This window comes from Asticcacaulis sp., assembly GCF_047605585.1.
In the GTDB taxonomy this organism is placed as follows: Bacteria; Pseudomonadota; Alphaproteobacteria; order Caulobacterales; family Caulobacteraceae; genus Asticcacaulis.
This window is the reverse complement of record NZ_JASGFK010000003.1, coordinates 100,466-118,230: the sequence shown is the minus strand read 5'-3', so window position 1 is coordinate 118,230 and position 17,765 is coordinate 100,466. Positions and strand designations below refer to the sequence as shown.

Here is a 17,765-nt window from a genome sequence, read left to right as displayed (position 1 = left end):
CAGGCACAAAGTAACCGCGAGGTAGGTAAAGAACGCGATGGGGCTATTTCGAGCTGATTGAAACGCTTCAAACCAGTACGCCGGCCGTGCTGAGGGCCAGGATCTGCCCGGCCTGCGCCTGAACCGTGCGCAGTATGGCTGTATCCGTCAGGGTTCCGTCAGCCGTGAAATGAGCCGGTTCCGACTTGATGGCCACCCCGGCCGGGGTCGGCCAGCCGCGCAGGGCATGGACGATATCGCGCATGGCTGAAAGCGTGGTGCCGGCCGCCTGCCAGCCACCGGCCGTGACCACCAGTCCGACCGCCCGCCCCTGCAGGAACACGCGGCGGTCTTCCTGCAGGTCACCGATCAGGTCGATGGCGTTTTTCACCAGTCCCGACACGCCGCCATGCCACGCGGCTGAGCCGATGACGATGCCATCGGCGCGCCGGATGGCATCGACAAACTCACTCTGCGCGTCCGTCCGCTGCGGATTTTCCGGCGCATAGTGCGGCAGGCCGGCAAGGAACTCCCCACCGAACAGACGCGTGTCTGCCCCCTGGCTTTCCAGTTCTTTCAGGACGGCCGCCACCATGCGTTCGCTGGAGGAGCCGGCGCGGGTGGTACCGCCGAAGCCGACAATAAAGGGCGTCTGGCTCATGGCTGTGGCGCCTTTTTCGTTTCGAACGACAGCGGCTCGGCGAACGCCTTCAGCAAAGGCCCGGAATCGATCCAGGCCCGCACATCGACCGCCTGTTCGGTCAGGCCATGGCGATACAGGAAATCGGCCTGGTTCTGCAGGGCGGCGATGCGCGTCTCGGTCAGGTTGACATCGAAGCTGTCACGCAGGCGCGGGCCATAGCCGCGCCGGACATTCTCGACCGGCGTGCCGGTCTCAGCACCGAGAATGACCTCGACCTCGGCGGGGTGCGAATGCGCCCAGCGGCCTGCCGCCAGCAGGACCTGCAGGTGCGCCACCACCAGCTCGGGATGATCGTCGAGAAAGTGGCGATGAACCGTGACGATGCGCGGCGTGCCGTTATTGATGCGCTTCTGCGGATCGTCGAGCGAATTGATATCGAGCACGACATCGAGATTGTGCTTTTTCTGAAGCGCGACCGCCGGGGCACCCTTGGCATAGATGACATCGACCTCGCCCGCCAACAAGGCTGCTTCCGTCACTTCGGAACCGGTGCCGCCGATGCGCGCCTGGTCCTGCCAGCGGATCGGCGGGGCGTCGATATCCTTCAGGACGACATCCTCAAATCCCAGCCCGGCCAGATCGAGGGCGGTCTCGAAACCGCGCAGCGCCATGGCGCGCCAGTGATTGATCTCGCCCGGCGCATTGGAAAGCCCCAGCACCTTGCCCTTCAGGGCCGACAGATCACCATCGCCCAATCCCAGGCCAGGTCGCGCCAGCAGCACCTGAACCTCGTCCACCCAGGTCAGGCCGACAACGACCGTATTGTCATAGCCCCTGGTCGCCAGATTATGGGCGCGCGACCACAGCGGCAGCACATTGCCGCCTTCGCGGATCAGGGTCTTGATATCGTGATAGAGATGCTGCGATCGCAGGGCGGCGTCACTTGCCGCCTCCAGGGTCTGCATATTGAAGCCATGGCGGGCGAAGGCCTGGTCGAACCAGCCCTGTTGCAGGCCGATGGCGGTCACGGTCGGCACCGGGCCGCGCGTCAGCCACACGGTATCCGCCGGCACCAGCGGTATCGTCTTGAAGATCATTGGAAAGCTCTGAAAGGAAAGGGATCAGGGAACACCGAGGCCGGGTTTGGCCACCGCATCGGCAAGCGTCGTGCGGTCGAGGATATCCGAGGCTTCACGCCGGACGCGCGACATGACCCGGCGCAGTTCGCAGGTCTTCTCATCGGTACAGTCCTCGCACCGCTTGTAGAAGTTGTGGCTGACGCAGGTGAGCAGCGCCAACGGCCCGTCCATGTCGCGCATGATCTCGCCGAAGGTGATCAGCTCGGCCGGACGCGCCAGCCGGTAGCCGCCGGTCTTGCCACGCGCGCTTTCCACCAGCCCGCACTGGCGCAGTTCCGACATGATGCCTTCCAGGAACTTGCGCGGAATGCTCTCCTCGATGGAGATCGCCTTGACCTGTTTCGACAGACCCGACGTGTCGCGCGCAAGATTGAGCATCGCCTTCAGCGCATAGCGGCAGCGTTGGGACAGCATGGATACGTCTTTGTCCTTTCATGAACAGTCCCTTCCTATATTCCGGAAAAAGAGGGATGCCAAGCTGGCCTGAGAACTGGCAAGACATCAGGCGGCTTCCAGCGCCACGGGCCGCGACGGGTCGGCCGACCAACCGGACCAGGAGCCGACATACAGCGGCGCTTGAATGCCAATGATGGCCAGTGCCGCGATATCATGCGCCGCCGAAACGCCGCTGCCGCACGACACGGCGATCCGTGCGCCATCGCGGAAACTGTAGCGGGCGTGCAGCGCCTCGTCCGGCAGGAAGCGGTCATTGCCATCGAGATTGCCCGACGCCGGCAGGTTGCGCGCGCCGGGGATATGACCGGCGGCGAAGGCCTTGTCGTTGCGCGCATCGAGCAGGATGTCATGGCGCGCGAAATCCGCCGCTTCGTCGGCCTCGATCTGCGGCAGATGCCCGGCGCTTAAAGAAGCCGTGCCCTGCGCCTGTGCGTGGGCCAGAGGCGCGAACGGCAGGTCGGCCTCTTCCCAGGCGGCCAGACCGCCATCGAGTAAACGCACGCGGGGCAAGCCCGCCCATTTCAGGGTCCACCAGCCGCGCGCCGCCGACAGGCCGCCATTGGAATCGTAGAGCACGACCTCGCTGTCGTCATCCAGGCCCCACCCGCGCACTCGGGCCTGCAGATCGGCAATCTCCGGCAGAGGACGCGCTCCTTTTGTGCCGCCACCGGCGCCGGCGAAATCCGCCGGATCGACCGGTATCGCGCCCGGAATACCTTCATGAATGCCTTGGGGCGTGGCGCTGCCCACCGCCAGAACCACCAGTTTTGCACCGGCGCGCAGACGAGCATTCAGTTCCACGGCTTCGATCAGGACGTCCTGCCTCGACATGACGGCCTCCTATTCCGCCGCCACGGAAGGCGCGGCGAGGATATTCTGCGGCCGTTCCAGGCCGAGGTGATCGCGGAAGGTCGGGCCACTGTACTCCTTGCGGTAAAGCCCGCGTTCCTGGAGGATCGGCACCACGAGATCGGCGAAGGCCGTGACAGTGTCCGGGTTATAGGCCGGGAAGATGTTGAAGCCGTCGCAGGCCTTCGCCTCGAACCAGTGCTGGATATGATCGGCCACCTCGACCGGATTGCCGACCACACCGCTGATAATCTGGCCGGAAGCCGACAGGATCAGGTCGCGATAGCTGATGCGCTTTTCCCCTGTCACCTCACGGCGCGTCAGGCGGGTGATGGCCCTGAACAGGCGCTGGCCGTCTTCGTTACTGTCGGCCAAAATCTGCGGATCCACTAGGTCTTCCGGCGCATGGCCGCGCACATCGACACCGATGATGCGCGAGACATTGGAGAGGTTGCGCTTGCCCTTGCCGCCGAGTGCGCCATAACGCTTATGCTCCTCGGGCGTATCCTCGGAATCGAGGATGACAAAGCTGTTGAGCTGATCGAAGATGGCGACGGCCTCGTCGGTCGTCGGCGCCACGATTACCTGAAGCCCCGGCAGGATGGCGATGTCGCTGTCCTTACGGCCATACTTTTTCGCGCGGGTCTTGATGTCGTCGTAATAGGCCTTGGCGGTTTCGATATTAGGCCCAGCGGCGAAGATGACATCGGCATCGCGGGCGCCCAGTTCGCGCGAACGGTCCGAGGTGCCAGCGTGCAGGATAACGATATGGCCCTGCGGTGGTCGCGTGACGTCGAGCGGGCCTTCGACCGAGAAATAGCGGCCACGGTGATTGATCGGGCGGACCTCGTCGCCATCGCGGCTGTCCCACAGCTTCTTGGCCACCTGGACGAATTCATCGGCCCAGTCATAACGCTTTTCGGTATCCCAATGCTCATCACGGCTGAAATTGGCGGCGGCGATCTCATCGGCGCCGGTCACCAGGTTCCAAGAGGCACGCCCCCCGCTGAGATGATCGAGCGAAGCCGTCAGGTGGGCGATGTTGTACGGGTCGTAATAGGTCGGATTGGCAGTGACAACAATGCCGATATGGCTGGTGGCTGCCGCCAGCGACGCCGCCGAAACAAACGGCTCCAGACGCGACATCTGCGACGGATTGGTGGTCTGCAGGCCTGGATCCGAGGCCAGACGGTCGCCCAGGAACAGGAAGTCGAACTTGGCGCCTTCGGCGATCTGCGTCACTTTTTGCAGGAATTCGATATCGAACGGCGCGGTCTCGTGCGCCGTCGGCATGCGCCAGCCGGAAGGATGGGTGCCGTTGGCCCAGAACATCAGGCCGAAATGGAGTTCGCGTTTATCTTCGGACATAGAGATACCTTTCAGGCAGCGGCATAACGGTTCGCGGGCTCGGCAAGGCCCAGGTGATCGCGCAGCGTCGTGCCCGCATAGGCGCGGGCCAGCAGGCCACGCGACTGTAGTTCCGGCACGACATCGGCGACGTAAGAGGCAAGCGCATCGGGACGGCCGAAATGCAGGTTGATGCCGTCAAGACCGGCGGTTTCGGCCAGGGCCTCGATGCGGTCGGCGATGATGCGGGCCTGATCGCCTTGCGGCGTGAAATCGGCCAGGATCAGCGCCTGCCGGCCTTCTTCTTTCAGACGATCGCGCAGGGTATCGACCTCGATGCGCAGTTCGGCCGGCGCCCTGGCTGGCTGGAAGATCAGGTCGGCCTCACGCACGGCGAGATCGGCGGTCAATTGATCGCTGACGGCCTGCGCCACGACCGCATGGCCCTGCGGCGAGCGGGCGACATTGAGCGGCCCCTTGATGCGGAACAGCGCGCCGTTGTGATGAATGGGGTGGATCTTGGCGCCATCGACATACTCGCCCGTCGCCTTGTTGCGGATAAAGGCGCCCCCCTCCCAGCTGTCCCACAGCTGACGCAGGATCCCGACGACCTCGGCGGCACGCGAGAGATGGTCTTCCGCCTTGAGGTGCGGCTGGCTGAAATTGCCATGGGCATCACGCGAAGCCCCCGTATTGATGTCCCAGCCGGCGCGGCCGTGGGTGACATGGTCGAGCGAGGCGATCAGGCGCGCCAGGTTGAAGGGTTCGTAATAGCTGGTCGAGGCCTGGGCGATCAGGCCGATTTTCTGCGTCTTCGTCGCCAGATAGGAGGCCGTGGTGAAGGCTTCGGTGCGCGGTCCGGCATCGGCGCCAGAAAGGAGGCGTTCCAGGGGGCGCTCCGGGAAGCGGATGAAGTCGAACAGGCCGGTTTCGGCCAGCTGCGCCTGGGCCACCAGTTGCGCCGGGTTGAACGGATCGATCACATCCGCGGGGGAAAACACATAGCCGAACTTGAGCGGCTTGCCGGCAGGAGTCTGCGGTGACGACATGTCTTTAATCTCTGGTTTCAGGGAGGGAGCAGATCGCGTGCGCCGGTACGCCGGGCGGTCCGAATGGGTCAGGCATATGCCCTATATCATAGTCAGTCAATATGATTTAAATGAACCCTGCGATTAGACTTTCTAACGTGACTTACGGCTTTATTTAAGCCAATTCATGTTGCATCTCTCATCGGCAAGAAAGGATCAATTCATGCCAAATCTAGGAAAATTCACAGTCAGTCAGCAGGGCTTCGGCGCCATGGGCTTGTCGCATAATTACGGCCATGCCGACGAGGCGGAATCCCTGGCCACGCTCGACCGGGTCATCGGGCTCGGCATCAATTTCATCGATACCGCCAATGTCTATGGCGACGGCCATAACGAGCAACTGGTGGGCCGCGCCATAAAGGGTCGGCGCGACGGACTGGTGATCGCCTCTAAGTTCGGCATTGTCGGCAGCGGCATCTCCGCCGAGGGGGCCAATGGCAAGCGCGTATCGGGCGATCCGGCCTATGCCCGCCTCCAGCTCGAGGGCAGCCTGAAACGTCTCGGCATCGAGCAGGTCGACATCTACTACGTCCACCGCATCGACAACAGCGTGCCGATCGAGGAGACGGTCGGCGAACTGGCGCGCCTGAAGGCCGAGGGCAAGATCGGCGGCATCGGACTTTCGGAAGCCACCGCCGAAACCATCCGCCGCGCCCACAAGGAACACCCGGTCACCGCCCTGCAGAGCGAATATTCGCTGTGGACGCGCGATGTCGAGGCCGAGATCCTGCCGACTGTGCGCGAACTGGGAATCGGTTTCGTGCCCTTCTCGCCGCTCGGTCGCGGCTTCCTCGCCGGCGCCACCACACCGGAAGACGACAAGGACGTGCGCCATCGCCATCCGCGTTTCCATGGCGAGGCCGCCCAGGTCAATGCCGCCCGCCGCGCCATTGTCGAGGATATCGCCCAGCGTCTGAACGCCACCACGGCGCAGGTGTCGCTCGCCTGGGTGCTGTCCAAGGGCGTGGTGCCGATCCCCGGCACGCGTCATATCAAGCATCTGGAATCGAACTGGGCCGCTAATGACCTGGGGCTGGATGCTGACATCATTGCCGAACTGGAAGAGGCCTTCCCGATCGGCGCCACGGTCGGCGCCCGCTTCCCCGAAACCGCCCCGGCGCAGGGGCCGTCGTAGAATAAAACTGCCCTCCCCGGCTTCGCCGGGGAGGTATAAAATCAGGCCGATTTTCTGAGTGGCGCATCCGTCTCGGCATCGACCGTATGGGTGACCTCGCTGCGCAAGGCCATCAGATTGTCGATGCGACGAAGATTTGGGAATTTCCATGCCCACAGCGCTGCGACCGTCAGGGTGCCGATACCACCGATCACCACCGCCGGCACAACACCGACCAGGGAGGCCACAAAGCCGGACTCCATGTCACCCAGCTCGTTCGAGGCGCTGGCGAACATCATGTTCACCGAGGAGACCCGGCCGCGCATGTCATCGTGCAAGGTAAGCTGCATCAGCGACTGGCGGATGAAGTTGCCGATCATGTCGGCCGAACCCAGCAGGAACAGGCACAGCAAGGACAGCGGGTAGATTTTCGACAGGCCGAAGACGATGGTCGCCGCGCCATAGATGGCTATGGCCGTGAACATCCACAGACCGGCATGGCGGCGGAAGGGCCGCAGCGCCAGGAAAAGCGCCGTCACCACTGCCCCAAGAGCCGGCGCGCCCCGCAGCACCCCGAACCCAGCCGAACCGACATGCAGGATATCGCTGGCATAGATGGGCAGCAGGGCGATGGCCCCGCCCAAAAGTACGGCGAACAAGTCGAGGGTCACGGCGCCCAGGATCAGACGGTTATGGCGGATATAGTTCAGCCCACCTAAGAGATGGGCCAGGCCGATCGGCCGTCGATCGCCGCCTCGACTCCGGGTGCGGATCAGGGTTGCGCACAGACAGCCGGAAAGATAGAGCCCGGCCGCCAGGGCGTAGGTCGCGCCCTCGCCCGCCACATGCAGCATCAGCCCCGCCATGGCCGGCCCGATGACATTGGTCAGCTGGAAACCCGACGAATTCCAAGCCACCGCGTTGGGAAGGGCCTGTCGCGGAATCATATGAGGCATCCAGGCGGCGGCGCAGGGCGCGGAAAAGGTCTTGGAAGCACCGAACAGCCCCGCTGCCAGATAGTAGAACAGCGGATTGGAAACGCCCGCGAAGGTCAGGCCACAGAAGATCAGGGCCGCCGTCATCAGGATCAGCTGGAAGACGCGATAGACATTGCGCCGCTCGTAACGGTCGGCCAGTTGCCCCGAAGGCAGGGTAGCCAGCATGACCGGCACGAAGACGAACAGGCCGATCAGACCCAGCGACAGCGGATCGTGGGTCAGGCGGTAGATCTGCCAACCCAGGGTCGGCATCATGATATTGGTGCCGAACATGTTGCACAGCCGGGTAATGTAGAAGAACCGGTAGTCGCGGTGGCGGAAGGCGGCGGCCGGATCGTGCTTTTCCGGCGCGGAAAGTTCCTGTGCCATCAGCTCCAGTTCTCTTTCGGCGACTCGATGAGGATGATCTTCACATCCTTTTCCGGCACGCCGAGCGCGCCGAGATTGCGTTTGACGGCGGCAAACAGCGCCTGCTTCAGCTCATTTGTGCGGCCGCTGAACAGGGTGATCTCGATATTGGTGTAGCGCTCGCCCTCGCCTTCTGCCGACGTAAAATGATCGGGCGGAAATTGCACCAGACGGATATGGCGCGCCTTGGGCGGCGTGCCGATGCTCTCAGTCAGCGCGGTCTGTACGGCGTCGAACACGACTTCGGGGTCTTCGATCCAGCCGGCGCGGGTAGAGATCAGGGTGCTGGGCATTGGGTGGTTTCCTCTATGGATTTGGATTGAAGAAGTGGCGCCGGCTCGACCAGATGGCAGGCAACGTCATTGCCGCTGACAGCCCGGCGCAAGGCGGGTTTTTCTGTGCGGCAGAGATCGGTGGCCAGCGGACAGCGCGCCTGGAACGGACAACCGGCGGGCAGGCTGAGATTGCTCGGCAGTTCGCCCTGCAAAACGGTGCGGGTGCGTACCGCATCCGGGTCTGCGCTCGGCACGGCTGCCAAAAGGGCGCGGGTATAGGGATGGAGCGGCTGCTTCCAGAAGGCCCCGCGTGGCCCCTGCTCCATGACCTGCCCCAGATACATGACGATCACACGATCGGCGATATGCTCCACCACAGCCAGATCATGCGAGATAAACAGATATGAGATGCCAAGACGCTGCTGCAGGTCCTTGAGCAGGTTGATGATCTGAGCGCGCACCGAAGGATCGAGTGCCGAGACCGGCTCATCGCAAACGATCAGTTTCGGATTGAGGGCGATGGCGCGGGCAATGCCGATCCGCTGGCGCTGGCCACCGGAAAAGGCATTGGGATAGCGGTCGTAGGCGTCCTTCGGCAGGCCGACCTGCGCCAGCAGTTCGTAAACCCGCGCCCTGGCATCCTTAGCGCTCCAGCCCGCCAGACGCAGGGGCTGACCGATGCTCTGTCCCACCGTATGCCGCGGATTGAGCGCCCCGGCATTGTCCTGGAAAATCATCTGGATCTTCGGCCGCACCGGCTTCAGCGCCTTTGCGTCGAGATGGGTGATGTCCTGGCCGTCGAGTTCGATCCGTCCGCCGGTGGCCGATGACAGGCGCAACAGGGCGCGGCCAAGGGTCGACTTGCCGCAGCCGGATTCGCCGATCAGGCCGACGGTTTCGCCCCCGGCGATATCGAACGACAGGCCGTTAACGGCATGGACGAGCCCGGCACCGGTCGGCAGGTGAACTTCGAGATCAGTGATCGACAGCAACGACATAGCGCTCGCTTTCAAGCTCCGCCGCCCAGCAGGCGACTTCATGTTCTTTCGCGACTTCAATCGTGGCCGGAGCCTGACGACGGCAGGCCTCCATCACCCTGTCGCAGCGGTCGGCGAAGGGGCAGCCGGCGCCGCGCGCCTCGTAAGGCGGCACCACGCCTCGGATCTCCGGCAAACGGTCCACTTCAGGCTGGCCGGGATGCAGGGTCAGGGCCAACAGGCCACGCGTATATGGGTGGCGCGGGTCATGGAAAATATCGCGCACACTGCCCTCCTCCACCTTGCGGCCGGCATACATGACCACCACGCGGTCGGCCATTTCCGCCACTACACCGAAATCGTGAGTAATGATCAGCAGAGCCATGCCGGTGCGCGCCTTCAGCTCCTGCAACAGTTGCAGCACCTGGGCCTGGATGGTGACATCGAGCGCCGTGGTCGGCTCGTCGGCGATCAGCAGGCGCGGATCGCAGGCAATGGCCATGGCGATGGCGATGCGCTGGCACATGCCGCCGGAAAGGCGATGCGGATATTCCTTCAGGCGCGCTTCCGGATCGGGGATATGGACTCGCTTCAGCAGTTCGATGCAGCGTGCGCGCAAGGCTTCGCCCTTCAGGTCGACATGGGCGCGGATGGCTTCTTCCAGCTGCCGACCGATGGTCATGACCGGATTGAGCGCGCTCATCGGGTCCTGGAAGATCATGGCGATGTCGCGCCCCCTGAGCCGGGCGATATCGCGTTCCGGCAGGGCGGTGAGATCGCGGCCTTCGAGGCGGATTTCGCCGCCTCTGATGCGCGCCTGCCCCTTGGGTAGCAGCCGCATCAGGGAGAGCGCCGCCAGCGACTTGCCGCAGCCGGATTCACCGATGATGGCGACGGTTTCACCGGCCTTCACCTTGAGATTCAGTTCTTCGACAATCGTCAGGTCGCCCTTGCGGGTATGGACGGCGGTCGAGAGCCGGCGGACATCGAGAACATTTCGGCTCATCGGCGCAGTCTCGGATTGAGGATTTCCCCCAGGCCATCGGAGACCAGACTCAGGGCAAATACGGTGATGACGATGGCGACGCCCGGAATGGCGCTGATGTACCAGGCCGAGGTGATCATGCTGCGGCCGTCGCCGACCAGCCGCCCCCAGGTGGCGACATTGGGATCGCTGAGATTGAGGAAGGACAGGCCCGATTCCACCAGGATCGCTCCGGCCACGGAGAGGGTCGAGACGGCGATGACCGGCGCCAGGGCATTGGGCAGGATTTCGCTGAAGATGATGCCAATATCGGTCATGCCGATGGTGCGGCAGGCCAGAATGAAATCGCGCTTCTTCCACGCCATGACCTCAGCACGCGTAAGTCTTGCAATCGATTCCCACGACACCATGCCGATGATCAGCACGATGAAGACCATGTGCGGGCCGAACAGAGACACGAGGGCCAGCAGGAAGACGATACCGGGAATGGTCTGGAACAGCTCAATCAGCCGGCCGAACAGATTGCCGATCCAGCCGCCGTAATAGCCGGCGATGGCGCCGATGGTGACGCCAATAACTAACGCAGTCAGGGCCGCTGAAACGCCGATGGCCAGGGTGGTGGAAGCGCCGTGCAGGATCAGGGCGAGGATATCGCGCCCCAGACCGTCGGTGCCGAGCGGAAAGTGGCCGTCCGTGAAAGGTGCGACAAGGGCGGGGCCGACGATGCGCAGGGGGTCGGCCGGAAAGAGCACCGGGGCGACGACGGCAGACAGCACCACCAGCCCCAGGATCAGGCTGCCGGCAAGCGCCAGTGGATTGCGCAGGAATTGAGTGAGAAAGGTCATGCCCCTACTCCAGCACGATGCGGGGATCCAACCACGCATAGACAAGATCAATCACAAGATTGACGATGATCACCAGCAACGAGCTGAAGATGATGATGCCGAGTACGACCGGATAATCGCGCGCCACAACGGAGTCATAGAGCAGGCTGCCAAGGCCCGGCCAGGCGAAGACCGCCTCGATGACCACGCTGCCGCTTAAGACCGTGGCGAACTGCAGGCCGAGCACGGTTACCACCGGCAGCAGGGCATTGCGGAAGATATGACGGAAGGTCACCGCCGTGCCGGAAAGGCCCTTGGCGAAGGCGGTGCGGACATAATCGGCCTGAGCCGCCTCGATCATGGCGTTGCGCGTCACCCGCATATAGATGGCCGATTGATGCAGGCCCAGCGCCAGAGCAGGCATCAGCAGGTGCACACCGAGATCGGCGGCCTGGCCCAAAAGGCCGTCATCGGCACCGATGGTCGTCATGCCGCCAATGGGCAGCCAGTCCAGCTTCACGGAAAAGACGATGACCAGCATGATCCCGACCCAGAAGACGGGGGCGGCGAACAACAGGATACCGGCCATGGACAGCAGGCGGTCGATCCAGCCGTTGCGGTTGGCGGCGGCGGCGATGCCGGACAGAACCCCGGTTAGCACTGCCACGGCCAGGCCGGAAAGCATCAGGATCAGGGTGGCCGGCAGGTGATTGAGGATAGCCTCGGTCACCGGGATGTTCTGACGATAGGAAAAGCCGAAATCGAGCCGCGCCACTGCTTCGAGGTATTTCCACAACTGCACATAAAGCGGTTGGTCGAGACCATAGGTCTTGTTGAGATGATCGACGATCGATGGATCGGCGATCTGCGTTTCCGAGGTCATGACGTCGACAAAGCTGCCGGGCGCTATGTGGATCAGAACGAAGGTCCCGACAATGATGGTCAGCATCAGCGGCAGCACATGGGTCAGCAGCCGCTTTCCCAGCCGCCTCAGCAGGATCAGCGGTCGTGAGGCGCGCTTTTTCGCGGCGCCGTCAAAGCGCAGCGGATCGGTATAGGGACTGGGAAGAATGCGGCTGCCGTTCATGATCAGAACACCGTCGTGTCGTGGCCGAGCGCGGCGCGAAAGGCTTCAGCCGTCGCCGCATTGTGCGACGGTACGGTTTCGCGGCCGAACTGCGGCGGCTGAGCGACATAGGGCTCTTCCAGCAGCCGGATTTCCTCGTCCGACAGCCGGATATCCAGCGCCGCCACGGCGTCATCGATGTGATTGACCTTAGTGGCGCCGACAATCGGCGCCGTCAGGCCGGGCCGGGTCAGGAGCCAGGCCAGGGCCACCTTGGCCGGGCTTTCCCCCCGCGCTTCGGCAACCTGCAACACGCGATCGACCACGGCCTCGTCTTCCGGCCGGGCGAAGTCCTTCACCACTTCCGAGCGCTTGGTGCCCCGCCGGCGGCTGCCGGTCAAAAGGCCGCGCGCCAGAGGGCTGTAGGGGATGACGCCGACGCCCTGATCGATGCACAGCGGGATCATCTCCCGCTCTTCCTCGCGGTAGAGCAGGTTGTAGCGGTTCTGCATCGAGACGAACTTCGTCCAGCCGTTCTTTTCGGCGATGGTCTGCAGCTTGGCGAACTGCCAGGCATACATGGACGAGGCGCCGATATAGAGCGCCTTGCCGGACGTGACGACCTCGTGCAGGGCTTCCATGATCTCTTCCGGCGGGGTGGTCGGATCGAGGCGATGGATTTGGTAGAGATCGACATAGTCGGTCTTGAGGCGTCGCAGGGAATCATCAATCGCATGTTTGATATGCTTGCGATTGAGCCCCCGCTGGTTGACGTCCTTGCCCATGGGACCGAAGACCTTGGTGCCCAGCACGACCTCGTCGCGCCGGACACCGATTTTCTCGAAGGCATTGCCCTGGATCGTCTCCGCCAGGCCAGTCGAATAGCTGTCGGCATTGTCGAAGAAGTTGATGCCGGCATCGAGCGCCTGTTTGTAAAACGGCAGGGCTTCGGATTCAGGCAGGGCCCAGGGCATCCAGTCGGTCGAGCCATAGCTGGAGCAACCGAAGGCGATGCGTGAGACCTTGAGGCCGGTTTTCCCTAGTCGGGTATATTGCATGAGAGGGCCTTAATACTGATAGCGCAGACGGACCTGGAACAGTTCCGGATCGTTGAAGGTAGTGGCGTTGATGGTGGTCACGCCATTGCCGGCCGTGCCGCCCTGCTGGTAGCGCTTGTTGCCGATATTGCGGATCGTCGCCGACAGCACCCAATGTGCATCATCCGGACGCCAGCTGGCCGAAACATTGACGATGCGCTGCGCCTCGCCGGCCGCAGCCGCCGTATTGGCCAGGTCGGTATAGAGGATCGAACGATAATAATACTCGGCGCCCAGGCTATAGGTGCCATGAAAATGGACCGGCAGATCATAGTCGAGCCCGCTGAAATACTGCCACTTGGGCGTATATGGCACCTGTTTGCCGTCATAGGTGGTGGCATTGCTGGCCGCGCCGCCGGCGGACAGGACCTTGGAATCAACCAGGGTCAGGTTGTTGGTCCAGTTGAGGCCGTCAAACGGCCGCCAGCGCGTTTCCAGCTCGAAGCCCTGGGTGCGCACCTGGCCGAGATTGATGCGGTGGGTAATGCCATCGGCATCCTGCACGCTGGCCTGGTAGCCATCGATATCGTTGGTATAGACCGAGAGGTTGGCACGGAGCGCGCGGTTGAACAGGTCGCTCTTGATGCCGCCTTCCCAGGTCGTGACGGTTTCCGGATCGTAAGGGATCTGCGCCGCCGCCTTTGAGCTGGCGCGACCATCGTAACCGCCCGCCTTGAAACCCTGAGAATAGGTGACATAGGTCGAGATAGCCGGCGTCAGTTCGTAGTTAACACCCAGTTTGGGCGTCAGGGAGGTCCAGTTCTTCCATGGCTCGCGAACGGTATAAAGGGTCGTCAGATACTGACCGGACGTATTCTGCTCGTTGCCGGTGAAGACGAAGTTGTGCGCTTCCCAGGTATAGCGTTCGCCGAAGATCAGGTGCAGCTTCGAGGTCACATCATAGGTCACCTGCGTGTAGGCCGACAGGTTGCGGGTCTTTTCGCCGCTGTCCTGCAGATAGGTGCGATTCGGCAGGAGCGCGGTAGAATTCGACGGCGAATAGTTCGTACGGTAAGACTCGAAGTTGTCGTAGAGACCAAAGACGCCGGCGACCACGTGCCAACGCTGGCCGTCATAGAGATACTGGACTTCCTGCGACCAGTTGAGGTCGCGGTGGTCGGAATAGGTGCGGTTGATCACCGTCGCTGAACCGTCCTGATCGTAGAGGCCCGGCTGGGTGAACTGGCGCACCGAGGTGATCAGCTTCAGGGTCGATTTATCGCTGAGGCCGTAGGTGGCCTTGAGCGAAGCCCCCCACAGCTTGGTGTGGTTGCTGATCCGCGTTTCCGAATAGTTGACATTGGGATCGAGCACACCATCCGGCTGGCTGCGCGGCACCAGCGGGGTCGGATCGCCCTTATCCTCGAAGCTTTCGACCGTCAGCAAATAGGACGAGTGCTCGGTCGGGGTGAAGTTGAGTTTGCCGCGAAGCCCTGTCGTATCAAGCGTGCCGACGTAGGTATTGAGCGTCTTGTCGAGCACCAGCCCCTGGCGATAGCGCTTCACCACGGCCAGGCTGCCGGAGAGGATATTCTTGATGAGCGGGCCGCTGATCCCGGCGCGGAAATCCGACGATTCACGATTGCCGGCTGCGACCTCGACAAAAGCGTGGAAGTCATTGCCCGGCAGCTTGGTGGTGATCTTGATCGCCCCTGCCGAGGAATTGCGCCCATAGAGGGTTCCCTGCGGTCCACGCAGCACTTCGATATCCTGCACGTCATTGAAATCGAATGTGCCACCGATCGGACGCGAAATATAAACATCGTCGATATAGGTGCCGACCGTCTGGTTGGCGATCGAGTCGGTCTCACCGATGCCGCGGATATAGTAGCTGCCTGTCGAGTTGGTCAGGGCGGAAGGCGCGATGATCAGGCCCGGTACGCGGACAGTGATGTCACGCAGGGTCTGAAGCCCCTTGGTCTGCAGCGTATCCGCTGAGATCGCCGTTACCGCGACCGGCGTTTTCTGAATGTTGGTCTTGCGGAATTCGGCGGTGACCACGATTTCGGTCGGCTCGGATGAGCTATCAGTTGGTGCAACCGCCGCATCCGTTGATATTGCGTCCGGCTCGGCGGCGTAAGCGGCTCCGGCAAGGCCGGCAAGCGAAAGAATAAGCGCACTGGTCGAGGCCAGCGCCTTGGAATAGGTGCCCTTCAAGGGAGTTCTCCAGTATGTGGGATGCGCGCGTCCGCTCTGCGGCGGAACCAGCGCAGATGAGTGCCAGTGATGATTTCAGAATTGGGGTCAGCCGTTCCTCGGCAAGACACGCCCCAGGCCCCCTACCGGTCATACTGACCGGATAAATGCCCTGATTTTATTGATGCACTTTTTGGAAAGTGCTCCGACGCCGGTGGTCCGTCACGTTCTAATTCATATTAAATTGATATGAATTAGTGTCAAAGCGAATTTCGCATTTGCGAGGACATAATTCCTGCACAATCACTTTAGCAAGACTGTTCTGTCATCCCTTTTCGACATCCGCCCAGGTATCCGTGGACTTATAGGCGGCATCCGTATTGAGATTGACCGCCTTGTTGAGGATGACATGGCTGGGCCATTCCACGACCGGCAACAGTGGCAGATCGGTCATGGCCAGGCGCGCGAACTGATGGATCAGGTCCTTGCGCTTCGCCTCGTCGATTTCAATGGTGATACGTCGGATCAGGTCATCCATTTCCGGCGAAGAATAGCGCGAGGCGTTACGGAAGACGATCCCTTTGCGAATCCCCGCGGTGGTGAAGAGTTGCGCCAGTTCCGGCCTCAGGTCGTCGGAGGTACCCCCGCCCTGGCTGTAGGCGACGTCGAAATCGTAATCCGTGTAGAGCGCCTTCAGTGAATTGGGGCGATCCGGCACGCGCAAGGTAACGTCGATCTTGAGGTCGGTGAAAACCTGCTTGAGATAGGCGCCCACCTTGCCGTTTTCTTCCGACCAGCCACTGGCCACCAGGTTTAGCTTGAAGCGCGCGCCATCGGCTTTTACCGGATAACCGGCCTTGTCGAGCAGGCTGGCCGCCAGGGCCGGATCGAAGTCGTATTTCGGCACATCGGTCGTGAAGTATTCGGCATTGGAACTGAGCAGAGGACTGATGGCCGGCTTCGCGAAACCGTAATAGACGGTCCGGGCGATGAAGTCCTTGTCGATGGCATGGGCCAGGGCCTGGCGCACCTTCACGTCCGAGAAGATCGGATTCTTCACATTGAAATAGGCCGAGATGGCCAGGCCTTCGTCCTCGAAGCTGACCGTGAGGTTCGGGTTGCCCTGCAAGCGCTTGACATCGTTCAGCGGCACCGGATTGGAGAATCCGGCATCGAGTTCGCCGGTTTCCAGGGCGGCGGCGCGCGAGGAAGCCTCGCGCCACCAGCGGATAATCAGCTTGTCGACGTTGGATTTCACTGGCCGCCAGTAGGCCGTGTTGCGGGCAAATTCCGCATAGCTGCCGCGCGTCCACTGCACGAACTTCCACGGGCCCGTGCCGATAGGCGCAGCATTGACCGGATTGAGCAGCACATCCTTGCCTTCGTAGAGGTGCCTGGGCAGAATATAGTTCGGCCCGAAGGAGAACAGCAGTTGCAGGCTGAACTGCGGCACCGGCCGATTGAAGCGCACCGTCACGTCGTGCGGCCCGATAACATCGACGCCATCGAGATAGTCGAGGATGCTCTGCGGGTAGAAGGGCTTCCAGTAGGATTGCACCGACCAGGCGACGTCATCGGCGGTGAAGTCCTGGCCGTCGTGCCATTTCACGCCCTGACGCAGCTTGAAGGTGACGCTTTTCTGATCGGGCGCGATGACCCAGCTTTCCGCCAGCACCGGCGAGAAGGTACGGTCCTTGTTGAAACGCCCCAGACGCTCCAGCACCTTGGAGCCGGTGAAGCCCGGCCCGCCACCGCCGCCGCCCGGTGCGAACATGGTGTGCGGCTCCGGATAACCGATGGTGGCGGTCAGTACGGCCGATTTGGCGCCCTTGCCGGTCTTTGACTTCGTGCCGCAAGCCGCCAGGCTCAGGGCCGTGCCGGCGGACAGGGAAAAGAGAAACAGGCGGCGAGAAACGGGGGAAGCGGACATGCGCGGACTCCAGGGGGAAATGGGTCAACTCACGGCATGTCCGGTTGGCTGGACGCCCTCAATATCATATCAAAATAATATGGGTTAGAGAGTTTTTCTAAATTGGCAGCTTAGCCGGTACCCAAAGAGTAGCAACCGCGACCAGCAGAACCTCGGCCTGGTGTTGACCGGACGCGCCAGAGCCTGAAGCCCCAGTGCATCGTGGGCGCGCAGTTTCCCGTGCGTGTCCGTCCCGACGCCGTGAACCGCTGCCTGATGAACCTGATCGACAATGCCGTCAAATACGGCGGCAGCGCCCTTCGTGTGCCGGCGATGGCCGCAATGTCGTGATCAGCGTACGCGGCGACGGTACCGGCATTGGCCTGACCATCGCCCGTGCGCTTGCCTCCGCCAATGGCGGCACGCTGACCTTGGCGAACGCCCCCGCGGGCGGCCTGGTGGTCAGGTTGTAATT

17 protein-coding genes are annotated in these 17,765 nt (G+C 62.4%); 2 read left to right on the top strand and 15 right to left on the bottom strand.

Annotated features, from left to right (window positions below; translation table 11 throughout):
• Positions 1-67: 67 nt before the first annotated feature.
• From QM647_RS09725 to QM647_RS09700, 6 genes are all read right to left on the bottom strand, one after another.
• Entirely contained in the window at positions 68-640 is a 573-nt protein-coding gene (locus QM647_RS09725) for an NADPH-dependent FMN reductase (protein WP_414995317.1), read from the bottom strand.
• Complete coding sequence (locus QM647_RS09720) at positions 637-1,719, bottom strand: ABC transporter substrate-binding protein (protein ID WP_414995316.1); 1,083 nt, start codon at positions 1,717-1,719, stop codon at positions 637-639. Before QM647_RS09720 ends, QM647_RS09725 begins: the two co-directional genes overlap by 4 nt.
• A gap of 24 nt (positions 1,720-1,743) precedes the next feature.
• Positions 1,744-2,175, bottom strand: coding sequence for an RrF2 family transcriptional regulator (locus tag QM647_RS09715; protein ID WP_414995315.1), 432 nt, complete (start codon positions 2,173-2,175; stop codon positions 1,744-1,746).
• Positions 2,176-2,262: 87 nt separating this feature from the next.
• Positions 2,263-3,048 (bottom strand): sulfurtransferase, encoded by a 786-nt coding sequence (locus QM647_RS09710; protein WP_414995314.1) that lies wholly within the window; start codon positions 3,046-3,048, stop codon positions 2,263-2,265.
• A gap of 9 nt (positions 3,049-3,057) precedes the next feature.
• Positions 3,058-4,434, bottom strand: coding sequence for an NtaA/DmoA family FMN-dependent monooxygenase (locus QM647_RS09705; protein WP_414995313.1), 1,377 nt, complete (start codon positions 4,432-4,434; stop codon positions 3,058-3,060).
• Between the two features lie 11 nt (positions 4,435-4,445).
• Positions 4,446-5,462, bottom strand: a complete 1,017-nt coding sequence (locus QM647_RS09700) for an LLM class flavin-dependent oxidoreductase (RefSeq protein ID WP_414995312.1) — start codon at positions 5,460-5,462, stop codon at positions 4,446-4,448.
• A 202-nt stretch (positions 5,463-5,664) separates the two neighbouring features.
• On the opposite strand from QM647_RS09700, the gene QM647_RS09695 reads away from it, so the two are divergent.
• Positions 5,665-6,636, top strand: coding sequence for an aldo/keto reductase (locus QM647_RS09695; RefSeq protein ID WP_414995311.1), 972 nt, complete (start codon positions 5,665-5,667; stop codon positions 6,634-6,636).
• Positions 6,637-6,677: 41 nt separating this feature from the next.
• Here QM647_RS09695 and QM647_RS09690 read toward each other — a convergent pair whose 3' ends face one another.
• The 9 genes from QM647_RS09690 to QM647_RS09650 all read right to left on the bottom strand — a co-directional run bounded on the left by QM647_RS09690 (position 6,678) and on the right by QM647_RS09650 (position 17,311).
• A complete protein-coding gene (locus tag QM647_RS09690) occupies positions 6,678-7,982 on the bottom strand; it encodes an MFS transporter (RefSeq protein ID WP_414995310.1) in 1,305 nt (434 codons plus the stop codon).
• Positions 7,982-8,314, bottom strand: coding sequence for a tautomerase family protein (locus QM647_RS09685; protein ID WP_414995309.1), 333 nt, complete (start codon positions 8,312-8,314; stop codon positions 7,982-7,984). The genes QM647_RS09690 and QM647_RS09685 overlap by 1 nt, the downstream gene beginning before the upstream one ends.
• Positions 8,299-9,294 carry an ABC transporter ATP-binding protein gene (locus QM647_RS09680; RefSeq protein ID WP_414995308.1) on the bottom strand — a complete coding sequence of 332 codons (996 nt, stop codon included), beginning with the start codon at positions 9,292-9,294 and terminating at the stop codon, positions 8,299-8,301. The genes QM647_RS09685 and QM647_RS09680 overlap by 16 nt, the downstream gene beginning before the upstream one ends.
• Positions 9,272-10,279, bottom strand: coding sequence for an ABC transporter ATP-binding protein (locus QM647_RS09675; protein ID WP_414995307.1), 1,008 nt, complete (start codon positions 10,277-10,279; stop codon positions 9,272-9,274). The genes QM647_RS09680 and QM647_RS09675 overlap by 23 nt, the downstream gene beginning before the upstream one ends.
• Positions 10,276-11,103: an ABC transporter permease gene (locus QM647_RS09670; protein ID WP_414995306.1), complete on the bottom strand. Its 828-nt coding sequence runs from the start codon at positions 11,101-11,103 to the stop codon at positions 10,276-10,278. The genes QM647_RS09675 and QM647_RS09670 overlap by 4 nt, the downstream gene beginning before the upstream one ends.
• Before the next feature lie 4 nt (positions 11,104-11,107).
• Positions 11,108-12,169: an ABC transporter permease gene (locus tag QM647_RS09665; protein ID WP_414995305.1), complete on the bottom strand. Its 1,062-nt coding sequence runs from the start codon at positions 12,167-12,169 to the stop codon at positions 11,108-11,110.
• 2 nt (positions 12,170-12,171) lie between these two features.
• Complete coding sequence (locus QM647_RS09660; RefSeq protein WP_414995304.1) at positions 12,172-13,206, bottom strand: aldo/keto reductase; 1,035 nt, start codon at positions 13,204-13,206, stop codon at positions 12,172-12,174.
• A 9-nt stretch (positions 13,207-13,215) separates the two neighbouring features.
• The gene (locus QM647_RS09655) at positions 13,216-15,402 is read right to left on the bottom strand and encodes a TonB-dependent receptor (RefSeq protein ID WP_414995303.1); all 2,187 of its coding nucleotides are present in this window, start codon (positions 15,400-15,402) and stop codon (positions 13,216-13,218) included.
• A gap of 304 nt (positions 15,403-15,706) precedes the next feature.
• Positions 15,707-17,311 (bottom strand): ABC transporter substrate-binding protein, encoded by a 1,605-nt coding sequence (locus tag QM647_RS09650; RefSeq protein WP_414995302.1) that lies wholly within the window; start codon positions 17,309-17,311, stop codon positions 15,707-15,709.
• 326 nt (positions 17,312-17,637) lie between these two features.
• On the opposite strand from QM647_RS09650, the gene QM647_RS09645 reads away from it, so the two are divergent.
• Positions 17,638-17,763, top strand: a complete 126-nt coding sequence (locus tag QM647_RS09645; protein ID WP_414995301.1) for a hypothetical protein — start codon at positions 17,638-17,640, stop codon at positions 17,761-17,763.
• Positions 17,764-17,765 lie beyond the last annotated feature (2 nt).